The organism is Streptomyces sp. NPDC050315, from assembly GCF_040655775.1.
Taxonomy (GTDB): domain Bacteria; phylum Actinomycetota; class Actinomycetes; order Streptomycetales; family Streptomycetaceae; genus Streptomyces.
The window spans coordinates 760,290-783,504 of the sequence record NZ_JBFAKN010000004.1 but is presented as its reverse complement, the minus strand read 5'-3'; the positions used below and the strand labels follow the sequence as shown (position 1 = coordinate 783,504).

Genomic DNA, 23,215 nt, shown 5'->3' with positions numbered 1-23,215 from the left:
CCCGCCCCCGGACGTGCTCAACCGGCCCGGCCGCGGGCTCTTTGGAAGCGGTCCCTGCCATCGGAGAGCGCGACGACGGGATCGGGATAGTCGTACTGGGCCCGCTCCAGCCCCGGCAGTTTCCACGGTTCGTGCACGGCCGTCCCCGCGATCCCGGCCAGCTCGGGCACCCAGCGGCGGACATACGTGCCGTCGGGGTCGTACCGCTTGCCCTGAAGCACGGGGTTGAGCACCCGGTTGGGCCGGCTGTCCGTGCCGGTGCCGGCCACCCACTGCCAGTTGAGCTGGTTGTTCGCGATGTCTCCGTCCACCAGCAGGTCCAGGAAATGACGGGCGCCGATCCGCCAGTCGACATACAGGGTCTTGGTCAGGAAGCTCGCCGTGAGCAGCCGGCCCCGGTTGTGCATCCAGCCTTCGTGGGAGAGCTGGCGCATCGCCGCGTCCACCACCGGATACCCCGTACGGCCCTCTTTCCAGGCAGCGATCTCTTGTGACGCCGCCGCCTCCGACCGCCAGCGGTCGTGCTGGGTCCGGTAGTCCGCGACGGCCGCCGCGGGCCGGGCCGCCAGCACCTGATGGTGAAAGTCCCGCCAGCACAGCTGCCGGACGAATGCTTCGGCACCCGCCCCTCCCGCGCGGCGCGCACGGTGGACGAGCTCCGCGGCGGAGAGCGTGCCGAAGTGCAGATGCGGCGAGAGCCGGGAGGTCGCATCCCCGGCCAGATCGTCGTGGCGGTCTTCGTACTCCGCGAGGCCGGTCCGCCACCAGGCCGTCGCGCGCCTGCGGCCCTCGTTCTCCCCGCCCGCGGCCAACCCCTCCGAGACCCCGGTCACCGACGCTCGGGAGGGCAGTTCTTCCGACGCGACGTCACTGGGCACGCGTACCGCTCTCGGGGCGGCCGAGGGAGACCGTCCGAACACCTGCGACCAGCGGCGGAAGTACGGCGTGAACACCGCGAAGTGGTCCGATCCCGCCGGCGTCACCGCGCCGGGCGATACCGCGGTGGTCACCGCGTCGTGCACGCGCAGGCGCAGGCCCGCCGACTCCACGGCCTCCCGGAGCCGTGTCTCCCGCAGCAGCGCGAACCGGCTCACTCCGGCGGCCATGTGCACCTCGTGCGCATCCACTTCCGTGGCGACCCGGCACACCTGTTCCACCGTGTTGCCCGAGCGCACCACCAGCCGGCCGCCGCGGTCACGCAGGGCCGCATCGAGGTCGGTCAGGCAGTCCGCGAGGAACGCCCGGCGATTCGGCGTGGCGAAGCCTGCCGCATCGATGGCAGCGTCACGTACGAACAGCGGTACCACTTCTTTCGCGGAGGCGAGCGCCGCGCGCAGCGGCGGGTGGTCGTGCACCCGCAGATCGGCGGTGAACAGAACGATCGGGACGGTCATCGCGCCACTCCTGGTCGGGCTGGTCGAGGGGACGGCCCACTGCCAACTGCGCGGGTGCTCGGGCGGTATCGGGGGCCGCGGCCGTCATTCAGGCACTGCGCGGTGCGTTCCGCTGCCTCCGCGACCGGTCGTTCCCCTGGCCGCGGCCAGCGCGATATTGCGGGCCATACCGCCGAACACCAGAGCATGGAAGGGCGACACGCTCCACCAATACGCGTGCCCCAGCAGGCCGCGAGGGTGGAAGAGGGCCCGTTGGCGGTAGCGGGTGCGGCCGGCCTCGTCGCGGTCCGCGCGCATCTCCAGCCAGGCCAGGCCGGGCAGCCGCATCTCGGCGCGCAGCCGCAGCAGCCGTCCCGGTTCGATCTCCTCGACACGCCAGAAGTCCAGGGAGTCCCCCGCCCGCAGACGTTGGGGGTCCCGCCGGCCGCGGCGCAGTCCGACGCCGCCGATCAGCCGGTCCAGCCGGCCGCGTACGGCCCAGGCGAGCGGGAAGGAGTACCAGCCGTTGTCGCCGCCGATGCCTTCGATGACGCGCCACAGCGCTTCCGGCGAGGCGTCGACGGTCAGTTCCCGTTGGTCCGTGTACAGGCTGCCACCGGTCCACTCGGGATCGGTGGGCAGCGGGTCGCTGGGGGCGCCGGGCACCGCGGCGGACGACCAGCGGGTGGTCACCTCTGCGTCCCGTACGCGACGCAGCGCCAGCTCAAGTGCGGTGTTGACGGTGACCGGCTGTCCCGGCCGGTCGGGGACGTACCGCGCGATGTCGTGCTCGTGGCAGACGACCTCGTGGCGCAGGGATTCGGTGAGCGGCCGGGCGATCGAACCCGGCACGGGCGTGACCAGGCCGACCCAGAGGCTGGACAGCCGCGGCGTCAGGACCGGTACGGGCACGATCAGACGCCGGGGCAGGCCGGCGACCTCGGCATAGCGGCGCATCATCGCCACGTATGTGAGGACGTCCGGCCCTCCGATGTCGAAGGCGCGGTTCACCTCGGGAGGCATGGCGGCGCTGCCGACGAGATATCGCAGCACGTCCCGCACGCCGATCGGCTGGATCCGGGTGCGCACCCACCTGGGGGTGACCATGACCGGCAGCCGTTCGGTGAGGTAGCGCAGCATCTCGAAGGACGCCGAGCCGGAGCCGATGATCACTGCGGCGCGCAGCACGGTGGCGGGAACTTCTGAGTCCAGGAAAATCCGTCCCACTTCGGCCCGGGAACGCAGATGCGGTGACAGTTCCCGTTCGGGCACGTCCTGCGGGGTGAGACCACCCAGGTAGACGATGCGTCGTACGCCCGCGGCGGCAGCCTGCTCGCTGAAGATGCGCGCGGCCTCCCGGTCCGTGGCCTCGAAGCCGGAACCGGTGCCCAGCGCGTGGACCAGGTAGTACGCGATGTCGATGCCCTGCATGGCCGCCCGGACGGACGCCTCGTCGGTCACATCGCCACGGACCACCTCCGCCCGGTCGGCCCACGGGTGGTCACGAAGCTTTCCGGGCGACCGGGCCAGGCACCGCACCCGGTGGCCGGCCGCCAGCAGCTCCGGCACCAGCCGGCCCCCGATATAGCCCGTCGCGCCGGTCACCAGGCAAGCCGGCCCCGGACGTGCCCGCGGCACTGCGCCGTCGTCACCCACCATGAACGCCTCCGCTCGGCTTCGGGCCCTGCCCCCCACTTTTCCCTGCCCTGGACACCCCGGCGACCGGTACTGACCCCACGTCGCCGGACCGGCGGCAGCCCGTCAGCACGACGGCCCTGGAGGTCCTGGAAGGCTCGGCACGTCCGGCGGGTCCGGACCTGGGACGAGGTCCTGGCGGCATCCGGGCGAGGGGGTGTACATCATTCTGCTTCCGTGTTCCGGCACGCGGGGTTGGGCCGGACGGTACCCGTCGTGCCACGATGGCGGTATGAATCGACTGGCCAATTCCCAGTCGCCTTACCTCCTCCAGCACGCCTCCAACCCGGTGGATTGGTGGCCCTGGGGGCAGGCGGCGTTCGACGAGGCGAAGCGGCGTAATGTGCCCGTACTATTGTCGGTCGGCTACTCTGCGTGTCACTGGTGCCACGTAATGGCCCACGAATCCTTCGAGGACGAAGCCACCGCCGCCCTGCTGAACCAGAACTTCGTGTCGGTGAAGGTGGACCGGGAGGAGCGGCCGGACGTCGACGCCGTGTACATGGAGGCCGTTCAGGCCGCGACGGGGCACGGCGGCTGGCCGATGACGGTATTTCTCACGCCGGATGCCGAGCCGTTCTACTTCGGTACTTACTTCCCGCCGGCGCCGCGGCACGGCATGCCCTCGTTCTCGCAGGTTCTGGAGGGCGTGAAGAGTGCCTGGGCGGACCGGAGGGAAGAGGTCGGTGAGGTCGCGGGGAAGATCGTGCGGGATCTCGCGGGCCGTTCGCTGGCCGTCGGCGGGGCGCAGCCGCCGGAGCGTGAGGATCTGCTCGCCGCGCTCATGCAGCTGACCCGGGATTTCGACGCGAACCGCGGCGGATTCGGCGGGGCGCCGAAATTCCCGCCGTCGATGGTGCTGGAATTCCTGCTGCGGCACCACGCCAGGACCGATTCCGAAGGTGCGCTGCAGATGGTGACGGCCACCTGTGAGGCGATGGCGCGGGGCGGTATTTACGACCAGCTGGGTGGCGGGTTCGCGCGCTATTCCGTGGACGCGGAATGGGTAGTGCCGCATTTCGAGAAGATGCTGTACGACAATGCGCTGCTGTGCCGGGTGTATGCGCACCTGTGGCGTGCCACGGGCTCCGGCCTCGCCCGCCGTATCGCCCTGGAGACCGCCGACTTCATGGTCCGTGAACTCCGCACCGAGCAGCTCGGGTTCGCGTCCGCGCTGGACGCCGACAGTGACGACGGGTCGGGGCGGCATGTCGAGGGCGCGTACTACGTCTGGACGCCCGAGCAGTTGACCGCGGTGCTGGGGGAGAAGGACGCGCAGGTGGCTGCTGATTACTTCGGCGTCACTGAGGAGGGGACCTTCGAGGAGGGCGCCTCTGTGCTTCAGCTCCCGGATATCGACGGCCTGTTGGATGCCGACCGGATCGCGGGTATCAAGGAGCGGCTGCGGGCCGCGCGTGAGGAGCGGCCCCGTCCCGGCCGGGACGACAAGGTCGTGGCCGCCTGGAACGGGCTGGCCATCGCCGCGCTCGCGGAGACCGGCGCGTACTTCGACCGGCCGGACCTCGTGCAGGCCGCGACCGACGCCGCCGACCTGCTGGTCCGTGTGCATATGGACGGCCGGGCGCGGCTGCACCGCACCTCGCGCGACGGCATCGCCGGCACCAACTCCGGTGTGCTGGAGGACTATGCGGACGTCTCCGAGGGGTTCCTCGCGCTCGCCCAGGTCACCGGCGAAGGCGTGTGGGCGGACTTCGCGGGACTGCTGCTGGACACCGTGCTGATTCACTTCCGGGGCGCGGACGGCTCGCTGTACGACACCGCGGACGATGCCGAGGCGCTGATCCGGCGGCCCCAGGACCCGACCGACAACGCCACGCCGTCGGGGTGGACCGCGGCGGCCGGTGCGCTGCTCTCGTACGCGGCGCTCACGGGCAGTTCGCCGCACCGGGAGGCCGCGGAGAGCGCGCTCGGCATCGTCAAGGCGCTCAGCAGCCGGGCCCCGCGCTTCATCGGCTGGGGGCTCGCGGCCGCCGAGGCCCTGCTGGACGGGCCGCGCGAGGTCGCGGTGATCGGCTCGTACGACGACGAGGCCACCCGTGAGCTGCACCGCACGGCGCTGCTGAGCACCGCGCCGGGTGCCGTGGTCGCGGTCGGCGAGCCGGGAAGCGAGGAGGTACCGCTCCTCATGGACCGCCCGCTGCTGGACGGCCGCCCCGCCGCCTACGTGTGCCGCAACTTCACCTGCGAGCGCCCCACCGCCGACCCGGGCGAACTGGCGGAGCGCCTGAAGGGGCAGCCCCTCTGAGCATCTGAAGGCGTAGCCCCTCCGAGCAGCCCGCCCCCTCCGGCGGTCTCCCCGTTGTCAGTGGGATGTGTAACGCTCTAAGAGCGCACAGTCACATTCAGTGAGAGCTGGTGAGAGCTGGAGGGGGTTGTTGCGGATGCGGAGAGCGATGCATGGAGCGGTCGGGCTGGCTGCCGTGGTGTGTGTCGGCGGCTTCCTGATGGGCGGCACGGCGGTGGTGCTCGCGCTGGTACTGGCCGGGGTGGCGGCCCTGACATGGCAGGTGGCCGCGGCATCGATGCCGCGGCCACGGTTCGGCCGAGTCGCGGGGGCCGCCGGAAAGGCGACGTCCGGGCCCGCGTCAGGCGTGCAGACGTCAGGCGTGCGAATAGGCAACCAGCGAGATGCCCACGTAGTGCACGACGAAGGCGGCGAGGGTGAAGGAGTGGAAGACCTCATGGAAGCCGAACCACCGAGGTGACGGGTTCGGGCGCTTGATCCCGTAGATCACGCCGCCCACGCTGTAGAGCAGCCCGCCGACGACCACGAGCACGAGGACGGCGATGCCGCCCTTCTGCAGGAAATCCGGGAGGAAGAAGACCGCCGCCCAGCCCATCGCGATGTAGCACGGTGTGTAGAGCCATCGCGGCGCGCCGACCCAGAAGACGCGGAAGGCGATGCCGAGGGCGGCGGCCGCCCAGATGCCCCACAGCAGGAGGTCCCGGCGGCCGTCGGGGAGCAGCAGGATCGTCAGCGGCGTGTAGGTGCCCGCGATGATCAGGAAGATATTGGCGTGATCCAGCCGGCGCAGGATCCCCAGCACTCGTGGGCCCCAGTTGCCCCGGTGATATATCGCGCTGACGCCGAAGAGCAGGCAGGCGGTGAGCGTGTAGACGCCGCACGCCAGCCTGCCTCGGGTGCTGTCGGCCAATGCGGTGAGCATGACCCCCGAGAAGAGGACCGCGGGGAACATCCCGGCGTGCAGCCATCCCCGCAGCTTGGGCTTGAGTGGGGCGGTCAGCGCGGAGACCGCTGAGCTCACGGCCTGAGCTGGGCTTTCGGCAGTGTGGGTGTCGGCGGCTTCGGGCGCGGAAGACATGGCCGCCACCCTATCTACGCCACCGTAAGTTACGGATCAGTCCGCTGAGTGGTGACGGTCACGAGAGGGCCCCCTGGACAGAATCCGGTCGGGGACGGATGATCATATGAGTGCGGTCGGCACCGGATGAGCGGTCACGAAGCATCCGGGTCGCAGCCCCCAAGGGGCCAACATCTTCAAAAGCGGACATTGTGCTGATGTTCGTAAAAACCCCTCATCTAGGAGCGATCGTGGCGCGCGACAACGCGGCTCCCTCCCTCAAGCACCCGACCAACCACCAGGAGCTCATCGCCTGGGTCGATGAGATCGCGTCGATCACCCAGCCGGACCGCATCGTCTGGTGCGACGGCTCCGAGGCGGAGTACGACCGCCTTTGTGAGGAACTGGTCGCCAAGGGAACGTTCAAGAAGCTCGACCCGATCAAGCGGCCCAACTCCTACTACGCGGCCTCCGATCCGAGGGACGTAGCCCGCGTGGAGGACCGCACCTTCATCTGTTCCGAGAAGGAGGAGGACGCGGGCCCGACGAACCACTGGAAAGCCCCCGCCGAGATGCGCGAGATCTTCTCCGGTGAGCAGGGCATCTTCCGGGGCGCGATGCGCGGCCGGACGATGTACGTCGTCCCGTTCTGCATGGGCCCGCTGGGTTCGCCGCTCTCCGCGCTCGGCGTGGAGATCACCGACTCGGCGTACGTCGCCGTCTCGATGCGCACCATGACCCGCATGGGCCAGCCGGTCCTGGACGAGCTCGGCTCCGACGGGTTCTTCGTCAAGGCCGTGCACACCCTCGGCGCCCCGCTCGCGGAGGGCGAGCAGGACGTGCCGTGGCCGTGCAACTCCACGAAGTACATCTCGCACTTCCCCGAGGACCGCGAGATCTGGTCCTACGGCTCGGGCTACGGCGGCAACGCCCTGCTCGGCAAGAAGTGCTACGCGCTGCGCATCGCCTCCGTCATGGCACGTGACGAGGGCTGGCTCGCCGAGCACATGCTGATCCTCAAGCTCACCCCGCCGCAGGGCGAGTCGAAGTACGTCGCGGCCGCGTTCCCGAGCGCCTGCGGCAAGACCAACCTCGCCATGCTGGAGCCCACGATCTCCGGCTGGACGGTCGAGACCATCGGCGACGACATCGCCTGGATGCGCTTCGGTGAGGACGGCCGCCTCTACGCGATCAACCCCGAGGCCGGCTTCTTCGGCGTCGCGCCCGGCACCGGCGAGCACACCAACGCCAACGCCATGAAGACCCTGTGGGGCAACTCCGTCTTCACCAACGTCGCGCTGACGGACGACGGCGACGTGTGGTGGGAGGGCATGACGGAGGAGACTCCGGCGCACCTGATCGACTGGAAGGGCAACGACTGGACCCCGGAGTCGGAGACCCCGGCGGCCCACCCCAACGCCCGGTTCACCACCCCGGCCGGCCAGTGCCCGATCATCGCGCCCGAGTGGGAGGACCCCAAGGGCGTGCCGATCTCGGCGATCCTCTTCGGCGGCCGCCGCGCCAGCGCCGTACCGCTGGTCACCGAGTCCTTCGACTGGCAGCACGGTGTCTTCCTCGGCGCGAACGTCGCCTCCGAGAAGACCGCGGCGGCCGAGGGCAAGGTCGGCGAGCTGCGCCGCGACCCGTTCGCCATGCTGCCGTTCTGCGGCTACAACATGGGCGACTACATGGGCCACTGGGTCAAGGTCGGCAAGAACGCCGACGCGGCCAAGCTGCCCAAGATCTACTACGTGAACTGGTTCCGCAAGAACGACGCGGGCAAGTTCGTCTGGCCCGGCTTCGGTGAGAACAGCCGCGTCCTGAAGTGGATCGTCGAGCGCCTGGAGGGCAAGGCCGAGGGCGTCGAGACCCCCATCGGCATCCTGCCGACCAAGGAGTCCCTGGACACCGAGGGCCTGGACCTCCCGGAGGCGGACCTCGACTTCCTGCTCAGCGTCGACAAGGACGTCTGGCGCGACGAGGCCTCGCTGGTCCCCGAGCACCTCAACACCTTCGGTGACCACACGCCGAAGGAGATGTGGGACGAGTACCGGGCGCTGGTCAAGCGCCTCGGCTGAGGTTTTCCCCGCTGACGGCAGTGGCCCCGCACCGACTCGGTGCGGGGCCACTGCTCTTGGGTGGAGCTCCGGGGGCGGACGGGGTGAGCACCACTCGCCCCCGGAGGTATGGGAGCGGTCAGGCGCTGACCGGCCGACGCTCTTCGGAGTGCGTCTTCAGCAGCTCGGCGGCCAGCTCCGCGGCCGCCTTGTCGGACCGGGAATTGGCCACGACCAGGGCGTTCCCGGCAAGGGTGTGGGCGCGGCGGCGGAGCGAGGGGATCCGCTCCGGGGCGCCGCCGGACGGCCGGGCGCGCAGCGGGAAATCACCGCCACGGAGCCGGGCGACCTGCTCGGCGAGCCGGTCGGCGGCGTCGTCGAGCGAGCCGTCGGGCGTGAGCGCGCGCAGCTCGTCGAGGGTGGTCAGCAGGGCGGTCAGATGCCCGGCGAGCCGGATGTCCAGCTCCTCCGCGCGGGAGCGGTGCGGAAAGTCATCCTGCTCGGCCATGGTGGTGTGGACCGACTTGGTGCGGATCGGCTCGTACATGGAATGGCCTCCTGGCAACGTCAGGAGACCATCCTACCTTGGACTGAGTCTAAAGTTGTCCCGCGTACAGAAAAAGGATCGGTTCAGTACTGGCCGTAACCGTCCAGGAAGGTGCCGATGCGGGTCACCGCGTCCGTCAGATCGTCCTTGTTCGGCAGCGTGACCAGGCGGAAGTGGTCCGGCTCCGGCCAGTTGAAGCCCGTGCCGTGCACGATCATGATCTTCTCGGCGCGCAGCAGGTCCAGCACCATCTGCCGGTCGTCCTTGATCTTGTACACCTTCGGGTCCAGCCGCGGGAACGCGTACAGCGCGCCCTTGGGCTTCACGCAGCTGACGCCCGGGATCTGCGAGAGCAGGTCGAACGCGGCGTCCCGCTGCTCCAGTAGCCGGCCGCCCGGCAGTACCAGATCGTTGATCGACTGGCGGCCGCCGAGCGCGGTGGCCACCGCGTGCTGGGCCGGCATATTGGCGCACAGCCGCATGTTCGCCAGGATCGTCAGCCCCTCGATGTACGAGGTGGCGTGCGCCTTCGGGCCGCACACCGCGAGCCAGCCGCTGCGGTAGCCCGCCACCCGGTACGCCTTCGACAGACCGTTGAACGTCAGCGTCAGCAGGTCGGGTGCGAGGGAAGCGAACGGGGTGTGCGTCACGCCGTCGTAAAGGATCTTGTCGTAGATCTCGTCGGCGCAGACGATCAGGTTGTGCCGGCGGGCGATCTCCGCGATGCCGCGCAGCAGCTCCTCGTCGTACACCGCGCCCGTGGGGTTGTTCGGGTTGATGACGACGATGGCCTTTGTGCGGTCGGTGACCTTCCGCTCGATGTCGGCCAGATCCGGCATCCAGTCCGCCTGCTCGTCGCAGCGGTAGTGCACGGCCGTGCCGCCGGACAGCGAGACCGACGCGGTCCACAGCGGATAGTCCGGGGCCGGGACCAGCACCTCGTCGCCGTCGTCGAGCAGCGCCTGCATCGACATCTGGATCAGCTCCGAGACGCCGTTGCCGAGGTAGATGTCCTCGACCGACAGCTCGATGCCGCGGGTCTGGTAGTGCTGCATCACCGCGCGCCGCGCGGACAGCAGGCCCTTCGCGTCGCCGTAGCCGTGCGCCGTGCCGACGCTGCGGAGGATGTCCTCCAGGATCTCCGGCGGGCACTCGAAGCCGAATGCGGCGGGGTTGCCGGTGTTGAGCTTGAGTATGCGATGACCTGCTGCCTCCAGCCGCATCGCCTCCTCAAGAACCGGGCCACGGATCTCGTAGCAGACATTGGCGAGCTTGGTGGACTGGATGACCTGCATGTCCGCCAGCCTACGCACGTGCAAGGGGTGGCCGCCTGGTGTTATCGCCCACGTGGGAGGCGGTGCGGACGTGGCTGACCGGCGGCGACCCGCGTCCGGCGCCGGGCATTCCAAGCCGACGGCGGCGCATTGTCGATATTTCACATGTCGCCACCAACCAGCGCTTCGTCATCGAAGCCGGACAACGAAATCCGCAGGCCACGCGGCACCCCGCGCGGCCTGCGGTGTGAGCTTCGACTCAGCCGCGCGCCGCGGGGGTGCGCCGCACCGACCGGCCCGCGAGGACATCGGTCCGCTTGCCGTCCTCGATCACGAAGCGGCCGTCGATCAGTACATGCGGGATGCCGGTCGGGAGCGTGCGCGGCACCTCGAAGGTCGACCCCGCGGCCACCGTCTCCGGATCGAACAGCACCAGGTCGGCGCGGTATCCCTCGCGTACGAGGCCCCGGTCCGGCAGCCGCAGCCGGGCGGCGGCCCGCCCGGTGAGGTGCGCGACGCACTCCTCCAGCGAGAGGATGCCCAGCTCACGGACGTACTTGCCCAGGTACTGGGGGAACGTGCCGTACGCGCGCGGGTGCGGCTTGGCGCCCTGCAGGATGCCGTCGCTGCCGCCCGTGTGCACACGGTGCCGCATGATCTGCCGGACGTTCTCCTCGTGCCCGACGTGCTGCAGGATCGTCGAGCCGAGCCGGTCCTCGATGAGCAGCCGGCGGGCCGTCACCCACGGCTCCTCGCCGCGCTCGGCCGCGCTCTGTGCGACCGTCTTGCCGACGTACTCGGTGAGCTCGGGGTGCGTGACGCCGGAGATCTCGATCGTGTCCCACTCCATCGGGACGCCGTGGCAGCCGTCCGCGCCCTCGACCTCCACGACCTGCCGGATGCGGGCCGCCTCGGCGTCGTCCCGCAGCCGCGCGAGGATCGCCTCCGGACCGCCCTCGCTCGCCCAGCTCGGCAGCATCGCGACGAGCGTCGTACAGCCGGGGGTGTACGGATACGTGTCCAGGCTGATGTCCGCGCCGTCGTCCAGAGCCGCGTCCAGCAGGGCCAGCAGCTCGGGGGCGCGGCCCTTGTTCACGCCGAAGTTCATGGTGGCGTGCGCGAGGTGCAGCGCGCAGCCGGCCTCGCGCGTGAGGCCCACCATCTCCTCGTACGCCTGGAGCGCGCCCGCGCCGTACGAGCGGTGGTGCGGGCAGTAGTACCCCTCGTACCGGGCCACCACCCGGCACAGCTCGGCCAGCTCGGAGTCCGACGCGTACATGCCGGGGGTGTAGGTGAGGCCCGAGGAGAGGCCCACGGCGCCCTGCTCCATGCCCTCGGCGACCAGCCGCTTCATGCGGGCCAGCTCGGCGTCGGTCGCCGGGCGGTCGTCCCAGCCCATCGCCAGCATCCGGACCGTGCCCTGCGGGATCAGGTACGCGGCGTTGACCGCGATGCCGTTTCCGTCGAAGCCGTGGTCCAGCCGGTCGAGGTACTCGCCGACCGAGCGCCAGCTGAAGTCGATGTCCGAGCCGTCGCCGTTCCAGCCCGCGATCTGGGCACGGACCTCGGCGAGCGTGCGGTCGTCGACGGGTGCGTACGACAGGCCGTCCTGGCCGATCACTTCGAGGGTGACGCCTTGTGCGGCCTTGGCCTCGTGCGACGGGTCGCGCAGGAGGGCCAGGTCGCTGTGGGCGTGCATGTCGATGAAACCGGGCGCTAGCGCTAGGCCGGATCCGTCGACAGTGCGGCGCGCCGAAGGGCGTGCGCCGCCGTCCGCCTCTCGGTGGATCGCGGCAATCCGGCCTTCGTCCAGGGCGACGTCGGCGCGGTACGAGGGGACGCCGGTGCCGTCGATAACGCGGACGTCGCGGACGACGGTGTCCATGTGGGTTGCCTTTCTTTCGGCCGGTGGCCGCGGTACGCGGCCTTCGGCCGCGTCGTCCTCAAACGCCGGACGGGCTGGGGGTTAGAAGAACGTGCGGACGAAGTCCGACACCGTGCCGTCGGACTCGACCAGCGGGATCAGCTGCCACTTGTCGAAGGACGTGCACGGGTGGGACAGGCCCATGCCGATCCAGTCGCCGACCTCCAGCTCGGCGCCCGGTTCGGTGCTGATCCAGGCGTGCTGGTCGGAGAGGCCGGTCACGGCGATGCCGTCGGCGGGGCGGACCGAGCCGTCCCGGGCCGAGCGGACGACCTGTGCCTCGGGCAGGTCCAGGTCGTACGCCGCGTCCCGCTTGCCCGCGTTGGCGAACGCCTGCGTGCCGTTGGGGCGCGAGACGACCTGCGCCCACAGCCGGAAGGCGGGCTGCAGGGCGCCCTCGTCGGGGTGGCGGTTGAAGGGGGTGAGGTGGCGGTAGTGGCCGTCGTCGTGCGACACGTACGCGCCGGAGCGCAGCAGCTTCAGTACCGGCCGGGACAGCTCGGGCACCTCGGCGAAGACCTCCGCGACCGTGTCGAACCACGCGCTGCCGCCCGCGCTCAGCACGATCTCGTCCAGGTCGGCGAAGCGGCCCGCCTTGTCGAAGTCGACGAGCAGCGCCACGAGACGGCGCAGCCAGGCGGCCACCCGCTCGGCGTCCGCGTCCGGCACCTCGCCCTCGTACCCGGCGATGCCGACCAGCCGGAGGGTGTCGGCGGCGGCGATGGCGTTGGCCAGGTCCAGGCAGGTGGCCTCGTCGCGGACGCCCGTACGGGCCGCGTCGCCCGCGCCCAGCTCGATGACGACGTCCACCGGGCGGGAGGCGCCGGCCTCGCGCAGCGCGGCGTCCATCAGCTCGATGCCGCGCAGCGAGTCGACGTAACAGACGAAGCGGAAGTCCGGGTCGGCGTCCAGCTCGCCCGCCAGCCAGCGCAGCGCGGCCGCGTCCACCATCTCGTTGGCGAGGAAGATCCGCTGGATGCCGAACGCGCGGTAGACCCGGGCCTGATGGGGTACGGCCGCGGTGATGCCCCACGCGCCGTGCGCCAGCTGCCGGGCGAAGAGCTGCGGGGACATCGAGGTCTTGCCGTGCGGCGCGAAGGCGAGGCCGTGCCGGGTGGAGTACTCCTCCATCAGCGCGAGGTTGTGCTCGACCGACTCGGCGGACAGGGCCAGCACCGGGGTGGTGAAGCCGCCGGTGAAGAGGTTGCGGCGCTGGGCCGCCAGGGCGCCGACCGTGAGTCCTTCCGCGTCCGGGGGGAGGGCCTTGAAGCGGTGGTCCACCCGTTCGTCCGCGAGCTGTCCGATGGGGTGGTCGGACTGGGGATCGGCGGCCATGGGATGTCTCCTCAAATTTCCTGTTGCATCATCTGCAACGCCCATTGCGCATATCGCTGAATGCTGTCTAGCATCCGATTCATCGTCGGGTCAATGGTGGGAAACAGGGAGCGGAACACGCCCCCACGACACCACCAAGACCCCGCACCACCACCGCAAGGAGCAGGGAAACACCGTGACCACAGCGACCACGCCACCGCACGTCACCACCGACGTCGTCTGCCTGGGCGAGTCCATGGTCACCTTCCTGCCCGCACGCCCCGGCAGACTCGCCGACGTGCACTCCTGGGACCGCGGCATCGGCGGCGCCGAATCCAACGTCGCCTGCGCGCTCGCCGCCATCGGGCACACCGCCCGCTGGATCTCCCGGGTCGGCACCGACGGCTTCGGCGACCACCTCCTGGAGACCATCGCCGCACACGGCGTCGACGTCACCCACGTACGGCGCGACCCCACGCGCCCCACCGGCATCTACTTCCGTACCGCGGGCGAGCGCGCCACCGGTGCCGAGCCGGCGGCGGACGGGCAGGACCTCGCCGAGGTCGTCTACTACCGCGCCGGCTCCGCCGCCTCCGCGATGACCCCCGCCCTCCTCGACGGCCAGGCCCTCTGGGACGCCCGCGTCGTCCACGTCACCGGCATCACCGCGGCCCTCTCCGACGGCTGCCTCGACGTCCTGAAGAAGATCACCGAGCGCCGCCCCGGCCGCCCGCTCGTCTCCTTCGACCTCAACTACCGCGTCGGCCTCTGGCAGGACCGCGCCGACCAGGCGCCCGGCCTCCTCCTCGGCCTCGCCCGCGGCTGCGACCTCGTCTTCGTCGGCGAGGACGAGGCCGCGGCCGCCTGGGACGTGCACGGCCCCGCCGCCGTCCGCACGGCGCTCCCCGAGCCCGGCGTCCTCGTCGTCAAGCAGGGCGGCGAAGGCGCCACCGTGTACGAACGGCAGCCCGACGGCACCGACACCGTGACCTTCGCGCCCGCGCTCAAGGTCGAGGTGGCGGCCCCGGTCGGCGCCGGCGACGCCTTCGCCGCCGGCTTCCTCTCCGCGACCCTCCGCGGCCTGCCCGTCTTCGACCGCATCCGGCACGGCCACCTCATGGCCGCCGCCTCCCTCACCGTCCCCGGCGACCTCGGCACCCCGCCCGCCCGAGAGCTCACCGACCACCTCGTCGCGCTCGACGCGGCCGCCTGGGAGACACTGCGACTCGGCCCCGGCTGGACGGAGACCGGGACCGAGGAAGTACGGGTGGAGGTCCCCACATCATGAGTGAGCGCAGCGAGCGAATCATTGAAAGGTGCGTGCCCGACTCAGGTCGGGCCTCGCGAAGCGAGGTTCGAGCATGAGTCAGACAGTCGACCGCGCTTTGAGCATCCTGCCGTTGCTCGCACAGGGACCGGCCAACCTCGAACAGGTCGCCGACCGGCTCGGCGTGCACAAGTCCACCGCCCTGCGGCTGCTGCGCACCCTCCACGAGCACGGCATGGTCTACCGCCAGCCCGACCAGCGCTACCGCCTGGGCGCCCGGCTCTTCGCCCTCGCCCAGGAAGCCGTCGAAAACCTCGACATCCGCGACATCGCCCACCCCCACCTCGCCGAACTCAACGAAAAGGTCGGACACACCGTCCACCTCGCCGTGTACGAGGAGAACGAGGTCCTCTACATCGACAAGGTCGAGAGCCGCTACCCGGTACGGATGTACTCGCGCATCGGCAAGCCCGTCGCGATCACCGTCGCCGCCGTCGCCAAGCTCCTGCTCGCCGACCTCCCCGAGCCCGAGCGGCGCGCCGTCGCCGAACGGCTCGACTACCCCCAATACACGGCCCGTTCGACCCCCGACGCCACGGCCTTCCTGGCCGAGCTGGCCAAGGTACGCGAACAGGGCTGGGCCACCGACCTCGGTGGCCACGAGGAGTCCATCAACTGCATCGGGGCACCCATCCGCGGTGCGGACGGCCGGCTGGTCGCGGCGATGTCGGTCTCCGCGCCGAACGTCGTCGTCTCCGCCGACGAACTCCTCAAACTGCTCCCCCTGGTGCGCCGTACCGCGGACGCCATCAGCCGGGAGTACTCGGGCAACGCCCCGGTAAGAACCCCGCAGGACCACAAGGAAGCCTGAGAGCCACCATGACCGAGAAGACCGCCCTCACCCCGGCCACCCACACCACCCCGCCCGCCAAGTTCTCCCACGGCGTCAAGAAGGGCAACATCCTTCAGGTCGCCGGCCAGGTCGGCTTCCTCCCGGCCGTCGAGGGCCAGGCCCCCACCCCCGCGGGCCCGACCCTGCGCGAGCAGACCCTCCAGACCTTCGCCAACGTCAAGGCGATCCTCGAAGAGGGCGGCGCCACCTGGGACGACGTCATGATGATGCGCGTCTACCTCACCGACGTCGACCACTTCGCCGAGATGAACGAGATCTACAACGCGTACTTCGAGGAGCAGGGCCTGAAGGAGGCGCCGGCCGCCCGTACCACCGTGTACGTCGGCCTGCCCAAGGGCCTGCTCATCGAGATCGACGCGCTCGCCGTCCTCGGCTGAGTCCCGGCTGAACCACCCCTCTGCCCTCCCGCTACCTCACGGAAAGAGGCATCGGCCCCGTGCCGTTAGCGCGAGTCCTTCCCCACCCGCACAACCTGCCGCAGGGCGCGGCGTCCCGTACCGACGGGGCGCCGTGCCGCGGTCCCCCCTTGCCTGGAACCCCCCTGCCTGACAACGGAGTCCCGCAATGTCCCCCATGTTCCTCGCCGCGGCCCCCGCCCCGCCGGCACCACCACACACGGGCGGCCTGCTCGCCCTGATCCCCGGCACGCCCGGCCTGCTCACCGTCGCGGCCCTCGGCATCGCCCTCCTCCTCGTCCTGATCATCAAGGTCAGGCTGCAGCCCTTCGTCGCGCTGCTCTCCGTCTCCATCGCGGTCGGCCTGGCCGCCGGACTCTCCGTCACCGAACTCTTCGGCACCGTCCAGAAGTCCGATGTCGTCTCGATGATCGAGAGCGGCATGGGCGGCATCCTCGGCCACGTCGCGATCATCATCGGCCTGGGCACGATGCTCGGCGCCATACTCGAGGTCTCCGGCGGCGCCGAAGTACTCAGCACCCGCCTGCTCCGCCTCTTCGGCGAGAAGCGCGCGCCGCTCGCCATGGGCCTGACCGGCCTGATCTTCGGTATCCCGGTCTTCTTCGACGTGGGCATCTTCGTCCTCGCGCCGATCGTGTACGCCGCCGCCAAGCGCTCCGGCAAGTCGATCGTCCTGTACGCCATGCCGCTGCTCGCCGGCCTGTCGATGACGCACGCCTTCCTGCCGCCGCACCCCGGTCCGGTCGCCGCGGCAGGCCTCTTCAAGGTCGACCTCGGCTGGGTCATCCTGATGGGCCTGGTCTGCGGCATCCCGGCCGTGCTGGCCGCCTGGGGCTACGCCGCCTGGATCGGCAAGCGCGTCTTCGTCCCGGTCCCGCACGACATGGTCGAGGCCGCCGAGGAGGCCAAGGCCGCGGTCGCCGCGGAGAAGGCAGCGGCCGGCGCCGACCCCGACGAGAAGCCGGTCCCGCTCGGCACCGTCCTCGCCATCATCGGCACCCCGCTGATCCTCATCCTCCTCGCGACGTTCTCCTCCATCGCGCTGCAGCCGTCCTCCGGCCGCTCGGTCATCGAGTTCTTCGGCCACCCCTTCACGGCCCTGACCATCGCGCTGATCCTGGCGTACTACCTCCTCGGCATCCGCCGCGGCTGGTCCCGCAAGTCCCTGGAGACGGTCTCCACCGCGTCCCTGAAGCCGGTCGGCAACATCCTGCTGGTCGTCGGCGCCGGCGGAATCTTCGGCGCGGTCCTGAAGGGCAGCGGCGTCGCCGACGCCCTCTCCGACACCTTCCAGAACGTCGGCCTCCCGGTCATCGTCCTGGCCTGGCTGCTCTCCGTAGTCCTCCGCGTAGCCCAGGGCTCCGCCACGGTAGCCATTGTCACCACCGCCGGCATCGTCCTCCCCCTGGTCGAATCCCAAAACCTCTCCCAGCCCCACCTGGCCCTGGTCATCATGGCCATATCGGCGGGGTCCATTTTTGCCTCGCATGTGAATGACGGGGGCTTTTGGATGGTTTCGAAGTACTTCGGGATCTCCGAACGCGACACCCTCAAGACCTGGACGGTCCTGGAGTCCGTGCTCTCCGTCGCGGGCTTCGTGGTCGCGGCGCTGGTGAGCCTCGTGGTCTGACGGTGCGTCTCGTGGTCTGACGTGGTCCTGGCCGTGCACGGTGATTACCGTGCACGGCCATTGCCTTGGCGCCTCGGGCACCCGAGTATGTGCATGACAATGCCGGAGATTGGTGTCTTCGGTTCGCATATCGGAGAGGACCCCACATGCACAGACCTCTCGTCGGCGCTCTCGCCAGTGCCGTACTCGGAAGTGCCGCGCTCATAGGGGCCGGGGCCGGGCCTGCTGCGGCGGATTCTTCGCCGCGGGTGAAGGCCGTGGACTTTGCCGGGACCGTGGCGCTCAGCAACTGTTCCGGTGCGGTGGTGCGGATGCCGGAGTCGGTGGACACCGACAAGGCGCTGGTCATGTCCAACGGGCACTGTGTGGAGTCGGGGATGCCGGGGGCCGGTGAGGTCCTCGTCGACCAGCCGTCCAGCCGCAGCTTCACTCTGCTCAGCTCGTCCGGCGGCAACAAGGGCACGGTGCGGGCGAGCAAGATCTCGTACGCGACGATGACGGACACCGACGTCTCGCTGTACGAACTGACCTCCACCTACGCCGACATCCAGCGGAAGTACGGCATCAAGGCGTTGCAGCTGGCGACCGAGCACCCCACGCAGGGGGCCGGTATCAAGGTCGTCTCCGGGTACTGGAAGAAGATCTACTCGTGCGGCATCGACGGGTTCGCGTACCGGTTGAAGGAGGGGGAGTGGACCTGGAAGGACTCGGTCCGCTACACCTCCACGTGCAACACCATTGGCGGGACGTCCGGTTCGCCGGTGATCGACACGGCCACCGGCAAGGTCACGGCGGTCAACAACACCATGAATGAGGACGGCGCGCGCTGCACGTTGAACAATCCGTGCGAGGTCGACGAGAGCGGTCAGGTGACCGTCCGTCAGGGCATCGGTTACGCCCAGCAGACCTACACCATCCCGAAGTGCTTCGGTACGGGCAACAAGCTCGACCTGGGGCGGGAGGGGTGCACGCTCCCCAGGCCGGCCGGGGAGTGAGCGAGCGACCGAGTGACTGAGTGACTGGGTGAAAGGGGCCCGTCGCCGGGGGACCCGGTGGCGGGCCCGACCTGCGATGGGTCCCGGCCGTTCTGCAGGTGGATACAGGCCAGTGGGGTGGGGGCGTCCTTGATGCCGGGGGCGGTCTTGAAGTAGTCGTTCCGCGGCGACTGTGTGTCGACCGTCGGCGGTGCCATCCGGGCCACGAGGTCGCTGTGGGCGGCGTGCGGGGCTTCGGCGCCTGGGGCCCCGCGCACGTCATGTACGTGGAATTGAGGTCGCTCTCCAGGTCGTTGTCGGCGCCGTCGAGGCCGTATTCGTCCATCGGCCGGCCGACGGAATCGGCGAGGGATTTGCCGGCCGCCTTTTTGGCCTTGATGTCTGCTTTGTAGTCCCGTCGGTCGAGGCGTGGGTGAGCGCCGGGTTGAGGGGGACGGCGACCTGGCTCGGCGTGGCGGTGGTGTCGGTGAACGCGGGCGTGACGCCCTCTGTTGCCGCTCTGCAACGTGGTCCAGACCAATAATTCCGGCACGGGTCCGAGTGGAACGGGAATTGGCGCAGATCACGTTTCGTGGCGTCATTTCCGGGACAGGGGGCTGAATTCCCCGGCGGGCTCCCGGTGTTCGCGTGCGCGATGCGGGGAGGGGAATTCTCCTGGGAGCGAACAGAGCGCGCGGCTGCCCGGATCCGTACGGAATGGCGGGTCGTGGGTGGGTCGTTGCGGGTGGGTACGCGGCAACTGATCGGCACATGCCCGCACTTGTGGCCGGATCGCGCCCCTTGTCCGGATCTAGTCGCCTGCCGACTTGTAAACTTTAGCATTCAACGGTAATGGCTGTGGATAGATCGCCGTTGATCGGTAAATGATCTCCGGAATGGCTACCGTGAGAGCGTTGTGGTGGCGGTCGTCGGAGGCGTCGGAGTGTTTTCTGTTGCCCGGGACGCGGCTAAAGTCTGCGCAGGACAAGACACCGCAGCGAGGGAAGTTGTGGAGCGACTGACGTGGTGAAACGGGGACACACACATGCCGACCGCGATAGCCGTCACCAGCCCTGATCTGGTGCTGGCGCCGCCCGACAGGGTGACGCCCCCCGCGCATGTGCTCGGCCCTCCGGAACGCCAGTCGCTGGACGACGCGCTGTCCCAGATGCACTTCCTCCTGGAGCAGCACGGCCATGTCCTGGTGGTCCACTCCCACGCGGCGCCGCAGGAGCACGTGCGTCGCCTGCAGACCCTCCGTGCCGTTCTGGAAAGTGACCGGATCGCGTTGATCAGTAGCGCATTGCCGCCGCTCGGCATCGGTCTGCTGGTCCGTCAGTTACGTCAGCTGTCGGCGTGCGACGTGGGCCCCGGCGTGCTCGGCGCGGCCGCGAAGCTGCTCACGTACTACATCCACGCGGGCGCGCTGCTGAACAGCGTGACCCGCCTCGACGCCGTGCCCGTCAGCCTCAAGGCGCACGCCAGATCCTGGGTGCCGGGCTCGCAGTTCGCCGTGCTGGCCCACCCGACCCCGCACCTGGCCATGCTCGGCGCGGACGGCGCCCGGCTGCCCGGTCCCGACTTCCCCACCCACCTGACGGTGGCGCAGGGGCAGTTCGTGTCCCAGTGGCCGAAGACCCTGGCCCGCCAGTGGTCCGTACAGGCCGTGCAGCAGGCCGAACTGCCCGCTGATTCGGCGAGTTGGTGGGGGACAGGCCGGCTGACCGAGTTCGCCGCCGGCATCGCGGACACCGCCGTACTCGCCCGGCTCGTGGCTTCCGTGCACCGCTTCCCCTGCCCCTGGTGCGGTCTGGAACTGATCGGCGACCGCTGTGCGTTCTGTGCTGCCCCGGTGCTCCCCGCGGAGCACTCCAGCCCCTCCGGCACCGCCGCCATGGGCGGAGCCGGACCGTCCGGCCGGTCGCGGTAGCGGCCATCCGGTGCGGCGGCCACAGTGGGCACATGGACGGATTACTCGGCGACGGGGGCGGCACACGAGCCGGTCACGGCCCCACCGCACCCGTATCACCCCTGCGTCATGCCCCGCCCCGCTCACCGTAATCGCCCTGAACGAGGTAGTCCGCAACCATGAACTCACGCCAGCGCCGCGGCATCGTCCTGCTGCTCCTGTCGGTCCTGTGCGCATTCGGCGCCTTCGCCGGTGTCCTGTCGGTGATCAGCGACGTGCAGTCCAAGGTGGGGCCCGAGGTCTCCGCGTACGAGCTGCGGACCGATGTCGCCGCGTACAAGACCCTGAGCGAGGGGCAGTTCCGCAAGGTCCAGGTGCCCGAGCGCTGGCTGCCGAGTACTGCCGTGCGCGACCTGGACCAGGTGGTGGGCAAGATCGCGGTCAATCCGCTGCGGAAGGGCTCGCTGCTGCAGACCGACATGGTCGCGGACCGGCCGGCGCTGAAGCCGGGCCAGCAGGAGATCGCGATCATGATCGACGCGGCGACCGGCGTGGCCGGCAAGATCACCCCCGGTGCCTCGGTCAACATTTACGCCACCTTCGCGGGGGAGGACGGCGGCGCCAACAGCTCCAAGGTGATCGTCAGCAACGCCAAGGTCATCGACGTCGGCCGGCTCACCGCGCTCAAGCCCCGGCCGGGCGAGACGGCCAACGGCGGCGAGGCGGTGCCGATCACGTTCGCGCTCAAGACGCTGGACGCGCAGCGCGTCGCGTACGCGGAGTCCTTCGCCACCCACGTACGCCTGGCGCTGGTCGCGCCGGGCAGCGACGCCACCATCCCGGACGACCAGCGGGACTACACCCTGGCCGGGGACAAGTGAGGTAACGGATGGTCACACGAATCCTCCCGGCCGTCGGCGACGCCGACGCGGCGCGCGCGGTGACGACGCTGCTGAGCCAGCTGCCGGACACCGAGCCCGCCCAGCCCGTCGGCGATTCGACGCTGCTGCTCGACACCCTCGCGCAGCTCGCCGAGGAATCGCTCGCCGACCTGCCGGAGGTCGTCCTCGTCCACGAGCGCATCGGCCCGGTGCCGGCGCTGGAACTGATCCGCGAGGTCGCCCTCCGCTTCCCGGCGGTCGGGGTGATTCTGATAACCGCCGACACCGGTTCGGGGGTGTACGCCGCCGCCATGGACTCCGGCGCGCGCGGCGTCGTCGGCCTGCCCCTGTCGTACGACGAGCTGTCGGCGCGGGTGCACGCCACGGGGAACTGGGCGGCCGGGGTGCGCCGCCATCTGATGGCGGACGCCGGGATGCCGGCCGGGCCCGGCGGCACGGTCATCACGGTCAGCGGCGCCAAGGGCGGCGTCGGGACGACCACGCTCGCCGTGCAGCTGGCGCTGGCGGCCCGGGCGGTGGGCCGCCACGTCGCGCTGGTCGACATGGACCTCCAGAGCGGCGATGTCGCGTCGTACCTGGACGTGCAGTTCCGCCGGTCCATCGCCGACCTGGCGGGTATCAAGGACATCTCGCCGCGCGTGCTGCAGGACGTGGTGCTGCACCACGAGACGGGCGTGGGGCTGCTGCTCGCGCCGGGCGAGGGGGAGCGCGGCGAGGAGGTCGACGAGCGGACCACCCGGCAGGTCATCGGCGCGCTGCGCAGCCGGTACCACGTGGTGATCGTCGACTGCGGGACCCAGCTGACCGGCGCCAACGCCGCGGCGGTGGAGCTGGCCGACGGCGCGCTGCTGGTCGTCACGCCGGACGTGGTCACGGTACGGGCGGCCAAGCGCACGGTGCGGATGTGGGACCGCCTCCAGGTGCGCAAGGCCGAGGACACCCTGGCGGTGGTCAACCGGCACACCCGTACCACCGAGATCCAGCCGCAGCTGGTCGAGCGGATCGTCGGCACCCGGGTGGCCCGTACGGCCGTGCCCGCGGGCTTCAAGGAGCTGCAGCCCGCGGTCGACGCGGGCCGGATGCAGGATCTGGACGACCGGGGCCAGGTCAAGCAGGCGATGTGGGCGCTGGCCGGCGAACTGGGCCTGGGCCAGGGGTCGCAGGACGGTCCGGTGGGGCACGGCCGGAGCAGGCGCGGGAAGTACCGCAACGACCGGGGCTCGATCGGCTTCCGGCGCCGCCGAGAGGGCCGCGGTGGCGCGGCCCCCGCGGACAGACCGCTAGAGGAAGGCTGACCGATGACGGCCTTGCGGGTACGTGTCGCGCGGCGCGTGCGGCGGATGCGGGAGGACCGGGGGCAGGTCGCGGTGGAGTTCCTCGGCATGCTGCCGCTCATCGTGACCACCCTGGTGCTGCTGTGGCAGTGCGCGCTGGTCGGTTTCACGTACACGCTGGCCGGAAACGCCGCGGACCGGGCGGCCCGCGCGGGCAGTTCCGGCGGTCCGGGGGCCTGTGAGCGCGGCGGTACGGAGGACCTGGGCGCGAGCTGGCGCGCGGGCGCCTCGGTCTCCTGTACGCCCGCGCCCGGCCTGGTCAAGGCCGAGGTCGCCCTGAAGGTGCCGGTCCTCTTCCCCGGCTCGCTCGCCTTTCCCTTCCGGGTCACCGGCGAGGCCGCCGCCGTGAAGGAGGACTGAGCC

The 23,215-nt window shown here is 70.3% G+C and carries 18 protein-coding genes; 11 read left to right on the top strand and 7 right to left on the bottom strand.

The genetic code is table 11. From position 1 onward, the window contains the following. Nucleotides 1-17 precede the first annotated feature (17 nt). The gene (locus tag AB0I82_RS18745; RefSeq protein ID WP_363258345.1) at nucleotides 18-1,394 is read right to left on the bottom strand and encodes a deoxyribodipyrimidine photo-lyase; all 1,377 of its coding nucleotides are present in this window, start codon (nucleotides 1,392-1,394) and stop codon (nucleotides 18-20) included. Nucleotides 1,395-1,478: 84 nt separating this feature from the next. Beyond that, on the bottom strand, nucleotides 1,479-3,032 hold the full coding sequence (locus AB0I82_RS18740) for an SDR family oxidoreductase (RefSeq protein ID WP_363258344.1): 1,554 nt from the start codon (nucleotides 3,030-3,032) through the stop codon (nucleotides 1,479-1,481). A 268-nt stretch (nucleotides 3,033-3,300) separates the two neighbouring features. On the opposite strand from AB0I82_RS18740, the gene AB0I82_RS18735 reads away from it, so the two are divergent. Continuing rightward, nucleotides 3,301-5,334 carry a thioredoxin domain-containing protein gene (locus AB0I82_RS18735; protein ID WP_363258342.1) on the top strand — a complete coding sequence of 678 codons (2,034 nt, stop codon included), beginning with the start codon at nucleotides 3,301-3,303 and terminating at the stop codon, nucleotides 5,332-5,334. Between the two features lie 355 nt (nucleotides 5,335-5,689). On the opposite strand, the gene AB0I82_RS18730 is transcribed toward AB0I82_RS18735, so the two are convergent. Continuing rightward, on the bottom strand, nucleotides 5,690-6,412 hold the full coding sequence (locus tag AB0I82_RS18730) for a hemolysin III family protein (protein WP_363258341.1): 723 nt from the start codon (nucleotides 6,410-6,412) through the stop codon (nucleotides 5,690-5,692). A 230-nt stretch (nucleotides 6,413-6,642) separates the two neighbouring features. Here AB0I82_RS18730 and AB0I82_RS18725 point away from each other — a divergent pair, with 230 nt between their 5' ends. Continuing rightward, the gene (locus AB0I82_RS18725; protein WP_363258340.1) at nucleotides 6,643-8,469 is read left to right on the top strand and encodes a phosphoenolpyruvate carboxykinase (GTP); all 1,827 of its coding nucleotides are present in this window, start codon (nucleotides 6,643-6,645) and stop codon (nucleotides 8,467-8,469) included. Between the two features lie 118 nt (nucleotides 8,470-8,587). Here the strand turns inward: AB0I82_RS18725 and AB0I82_RS18720 are convergent, their stop codons facing one another. The 4 genes from AB0I82_RS18720 to AB0I82_RS18705 all read right to left on the bottom strand — a co-directional run bounded on the left by AB0I82_RS18720 (nucleotide 8,588) and on the right by AB0I82_RS18705 (nucleotide 13,528). After that, nucleotides 8,588-8,995, bottom strand: a complete 408-nt coding sequence (locus AB0I82_RS18720) for a hypothetical protein (RefSeq protein WP_363258339.1) — start codon at nucleotides 8,993-8,995, stop codon at nucleotides 8,588-8,590. 83 nt (nucleotides 8,996-9,078) lie between these two features. After that, the gene (locus AB0I82_RS18715) at nucleotides 9,079-10,290 is read right to left on the bottom strand and encodes a pyridoxal phosphate-dependent aminotransferase (protein ID WP_031062426.1); all 1,212 of its coding nucleotides are present in this window, start codon (nucleotides 10,288-10,290) and stop codon (nucleotides 9,079-9,081) included. 238 nt (nucleotides 10,291-10,528) lie between these two features. Further along, nucleotides 10,529-12,154, bottom strand: coding sequence for a D-aminoacylase (locus AB0I82_RS18710; protein WP_363258338.1), 1,626 nt, complete (start codon nucleotides 12,152-12,154; stop codon nucleotides 10,529-10,531). Between the two features lie 81 nt (nucleotides 12,155-12,235). Continuing rightward, a complete protein-coding gene (locus AB0I82_RS18705; protein WP_363258336.1) occupies nucleotides 12,236-13,528 on the bottom strand; it encodes an amino acid deaminase in 1,293 nt (430 codons plus the stop codon). A gap of 175 nt (nucleotides 13,529-13,703) precedes the next feature. On the opposite strand from AB0I82_RS18705, the gene AB0I82_RS18700 reads away from it, so the two are divergent. The 9 genes from AB0I82_RS18700 to AB0I82_RS18660 all read left to right on the top strand — a co-directional run bounded on the left by AB0I82_RS18700 (nucleotide 13,704) and on the right by AB0I82_RS18660 (nucleotide 23,212). Then, the gene (locus tag AB0I82_RS18700) at nucleotides 13,704-14,795 is read left to right on the top strand and encodes a sugar kinase (protein ID WP_363258334.1); all 1,092 of its coding nucleotides are present in this window, start codon (nucleotides 13,704-13,706) and stop codon (nucleotides 14,793-14,795) included. 73 nt (nucleotides 14,796-14,868) lie between these two features. Then, on the top strand, nucleotides 14,869-15,645 hold the full coding sequence (locus AB0I82_RS18695) for an IclR family transcriptional regulator (RefSeq protein WP_363258333.1): 777 nt from the start codon (nucleotides 14,869-14,871) through the stop codon (nucleotides 15,643-15,645). A gap of 8 nt (nucleotides 15,646-15,653) precedes the next feature. Then, entirely contained in the window at nucleotides 15,654-16,064 is a 411-nt protein-coding gene (locus AB0I82_RS18690; RefSeq protein ID WP_223733971.1) for a RidA family protein, read from the top strand. A 196-nt stretch (nucleotides 16,065-16,260) separates the two neighbouring features. After that, nucleotides 16,261-17,733, top strand: a complete 1,473-nt coding sequence (locus AB0I82_RS18685; protein ID WP_363258427.1) for a gluconate:H+ symporter — start codon at nucleotides 16,261-16,263, stop codon at nucleotides 17,731-17,733. A gap of 146 nt (nucleotides 17,734-17,879) precedes the next feature. Further along, the gene (locus tag AB0I82_RS18680; protein WP_363258332.1) at nucleotides 17,880-18,728 is read left to right on the top strand and encodes a trypsin-like peptidase domain-containing protein; all 849 of its coding nucleotides are present in this window, start codon (nucleotides 17,880-17,882) and stop codon (nucleotides 18,726-18,728) included. Nucleotides 18,729-19,752: 1,024 nt separating this feature from the next. Then, entirely contained in the window at nucleotides 19,753-20,637 is an 885-nt protein-coding gene (locus AB0I82_RS18675; RefSeq protein WP_363258331.1) for a hypothetical protein, read from the top strand. A gap of 158 nt (nucleotides 20,638-20,795) precedes the next feature. Further along, complete coding sequence (gene cpaB / locus AB0I82_RS18670; protein ID WP_363258330.1) at nucleotides 20,796-21,497, top strand: Flp pilus assembly protein CpaB; 702 nt, start codon at nucleotides 20,796-20,798, stop codon at nucleotides 21,495-21,497. 8 nt (nucleotides 21,498-21,505) lie between these two features. Then, nucleotides 21,506-22,813, top strand: a complete 1,308-nt coding sequence (locus AB0I82_RS18665) for an AAA family ATPase (protein WP_363258329.1) — start codon at nucleotides 21,506-21,508, stop codon at nucleotides 22,811-22,813. 3 nt (nucleotides 22,814-22,816) lie between these two features. Beyond that, nucleotides 22,817-23,212, top strand: coding sequence for a TadE family protein (locus AB0I82_RS18660; RefSeq protein WP_363258328.1), 396 nt, complete (start codon nucleotides 22,817-22,819; stop codon nucleotides 23,210-23,212). Nucleotides 23,213-23,215 lie beyond the last annotated feature (3 nt).

Coding starts and splice junctions, on each gene's coding strand:
- AB0I82_RS18705 (WP_363258336.1), bottom strand. CDS start 13,528: ATGGCCGCCGATCCCCAGTCCGACCACCCCATCGGACAGCTCGCGGAC.
- AB0I82_RS18665 (WP_363258329.1), top strand. CDS start 21,506: ATGGTCACACGAATCCTCCCGGCCGTCGGCGACGCCGACGCGGCGCGC.
- AB0I82_RS18710 (WP_363258338.1), bottom strand. CDS start 12,154: ATGGACACCGTCGTCCGCGACGTCCGCGTTATCGACGGCACCGGCGTC.
- AB0I82_RS18695 (WP_363258333.1), top strand. CDS start 14,869: ATGAGTCAGACAGTCGACCGCGCTTTGAGCATCCTGCCGTTGCTCGCA.
- AB0I82_RS18740 (WP_363258344.1), bottom strand. CDS start 3,032: ATGGTGGGTGACGACGGCGCAGTGCCGCGGGCACGTCCGGGGCCGGCT.
- AB0I82_RS18735 (WP_363258342.1), top strand. CDS start 3,301: ATGAATCGACTGGCCAATTCCCAGTCGCCTTACCTCCTCCAGCACGCC.
- AB0I82_RS18685 (WP_363258427.1), top strand. CDS start 16,261: ATGTTCCTCGCCGCGGCCCCCGCCCCGCCGGCACCACCACACACGGGC.
- AB0I82_RS18690 (WP_223733971.1), top strand. CDS start 15,654: ATGACCGAGAAGACCGCCCTCACCCCGGCCACCCACACCACCCCGCCC.
- AB0I82_RS18680 (WP_363258332.1), top strand. CDS start 17,880: ATGCACAGACCTCTCGTCGGCGCTCTCGCCAGTGCCGTACTCGGAAGT.
- AB0I82_RS18730 (WP_363258341.1), bottom strand. CDS start 6,412: ATGTCTTCCGCGCCCGAAGCCGCCGACACCCACACTGCCGAAAGCCCA.
- AB0I82_RS18715 (WP_031062426.1), bottom strand. CDS start 10,290: ATGCAGGTCATCCAGTCCACCAAGCTCGCCAATGTCTGCTACGAGATC.
- AB0I82_RS18660 (WP_363258328.1), top strand. CDS start 22,817: ATGACGGCCTTGCGGGTACGTGTCGCGCGGCGCGTGCGGCGGATGCGG.
- AB0I82_RS18675 (WP_363258331.1), top strand. CDS start 19,753: ATGCCGACCGCGATAGCCGTCACCAGCCCTGATCTGGTGCTGGCGCCG.
- cpaB (WP_363258330.1), top strand. CDS start 20,796: ATGAACTCACGCCAGCGCCGCGGCATCGTCCTGCTGCTCCTGTCGGTC.
- AB0I82_RS18720 (WP_363258339.1), bottom strand. CDS start 8,995: ATGTACGAGCCGATCCGCACCAAGTCGGTCCACACCACCATGGCCGAG.
- AB0I82_RS18745 (WP_363258345.1), bottom strand. CDS start 1,394: ATGACCGTCCCGATCGTTCTGTTCACCGCCGATCTGCGGGTGCACGAC.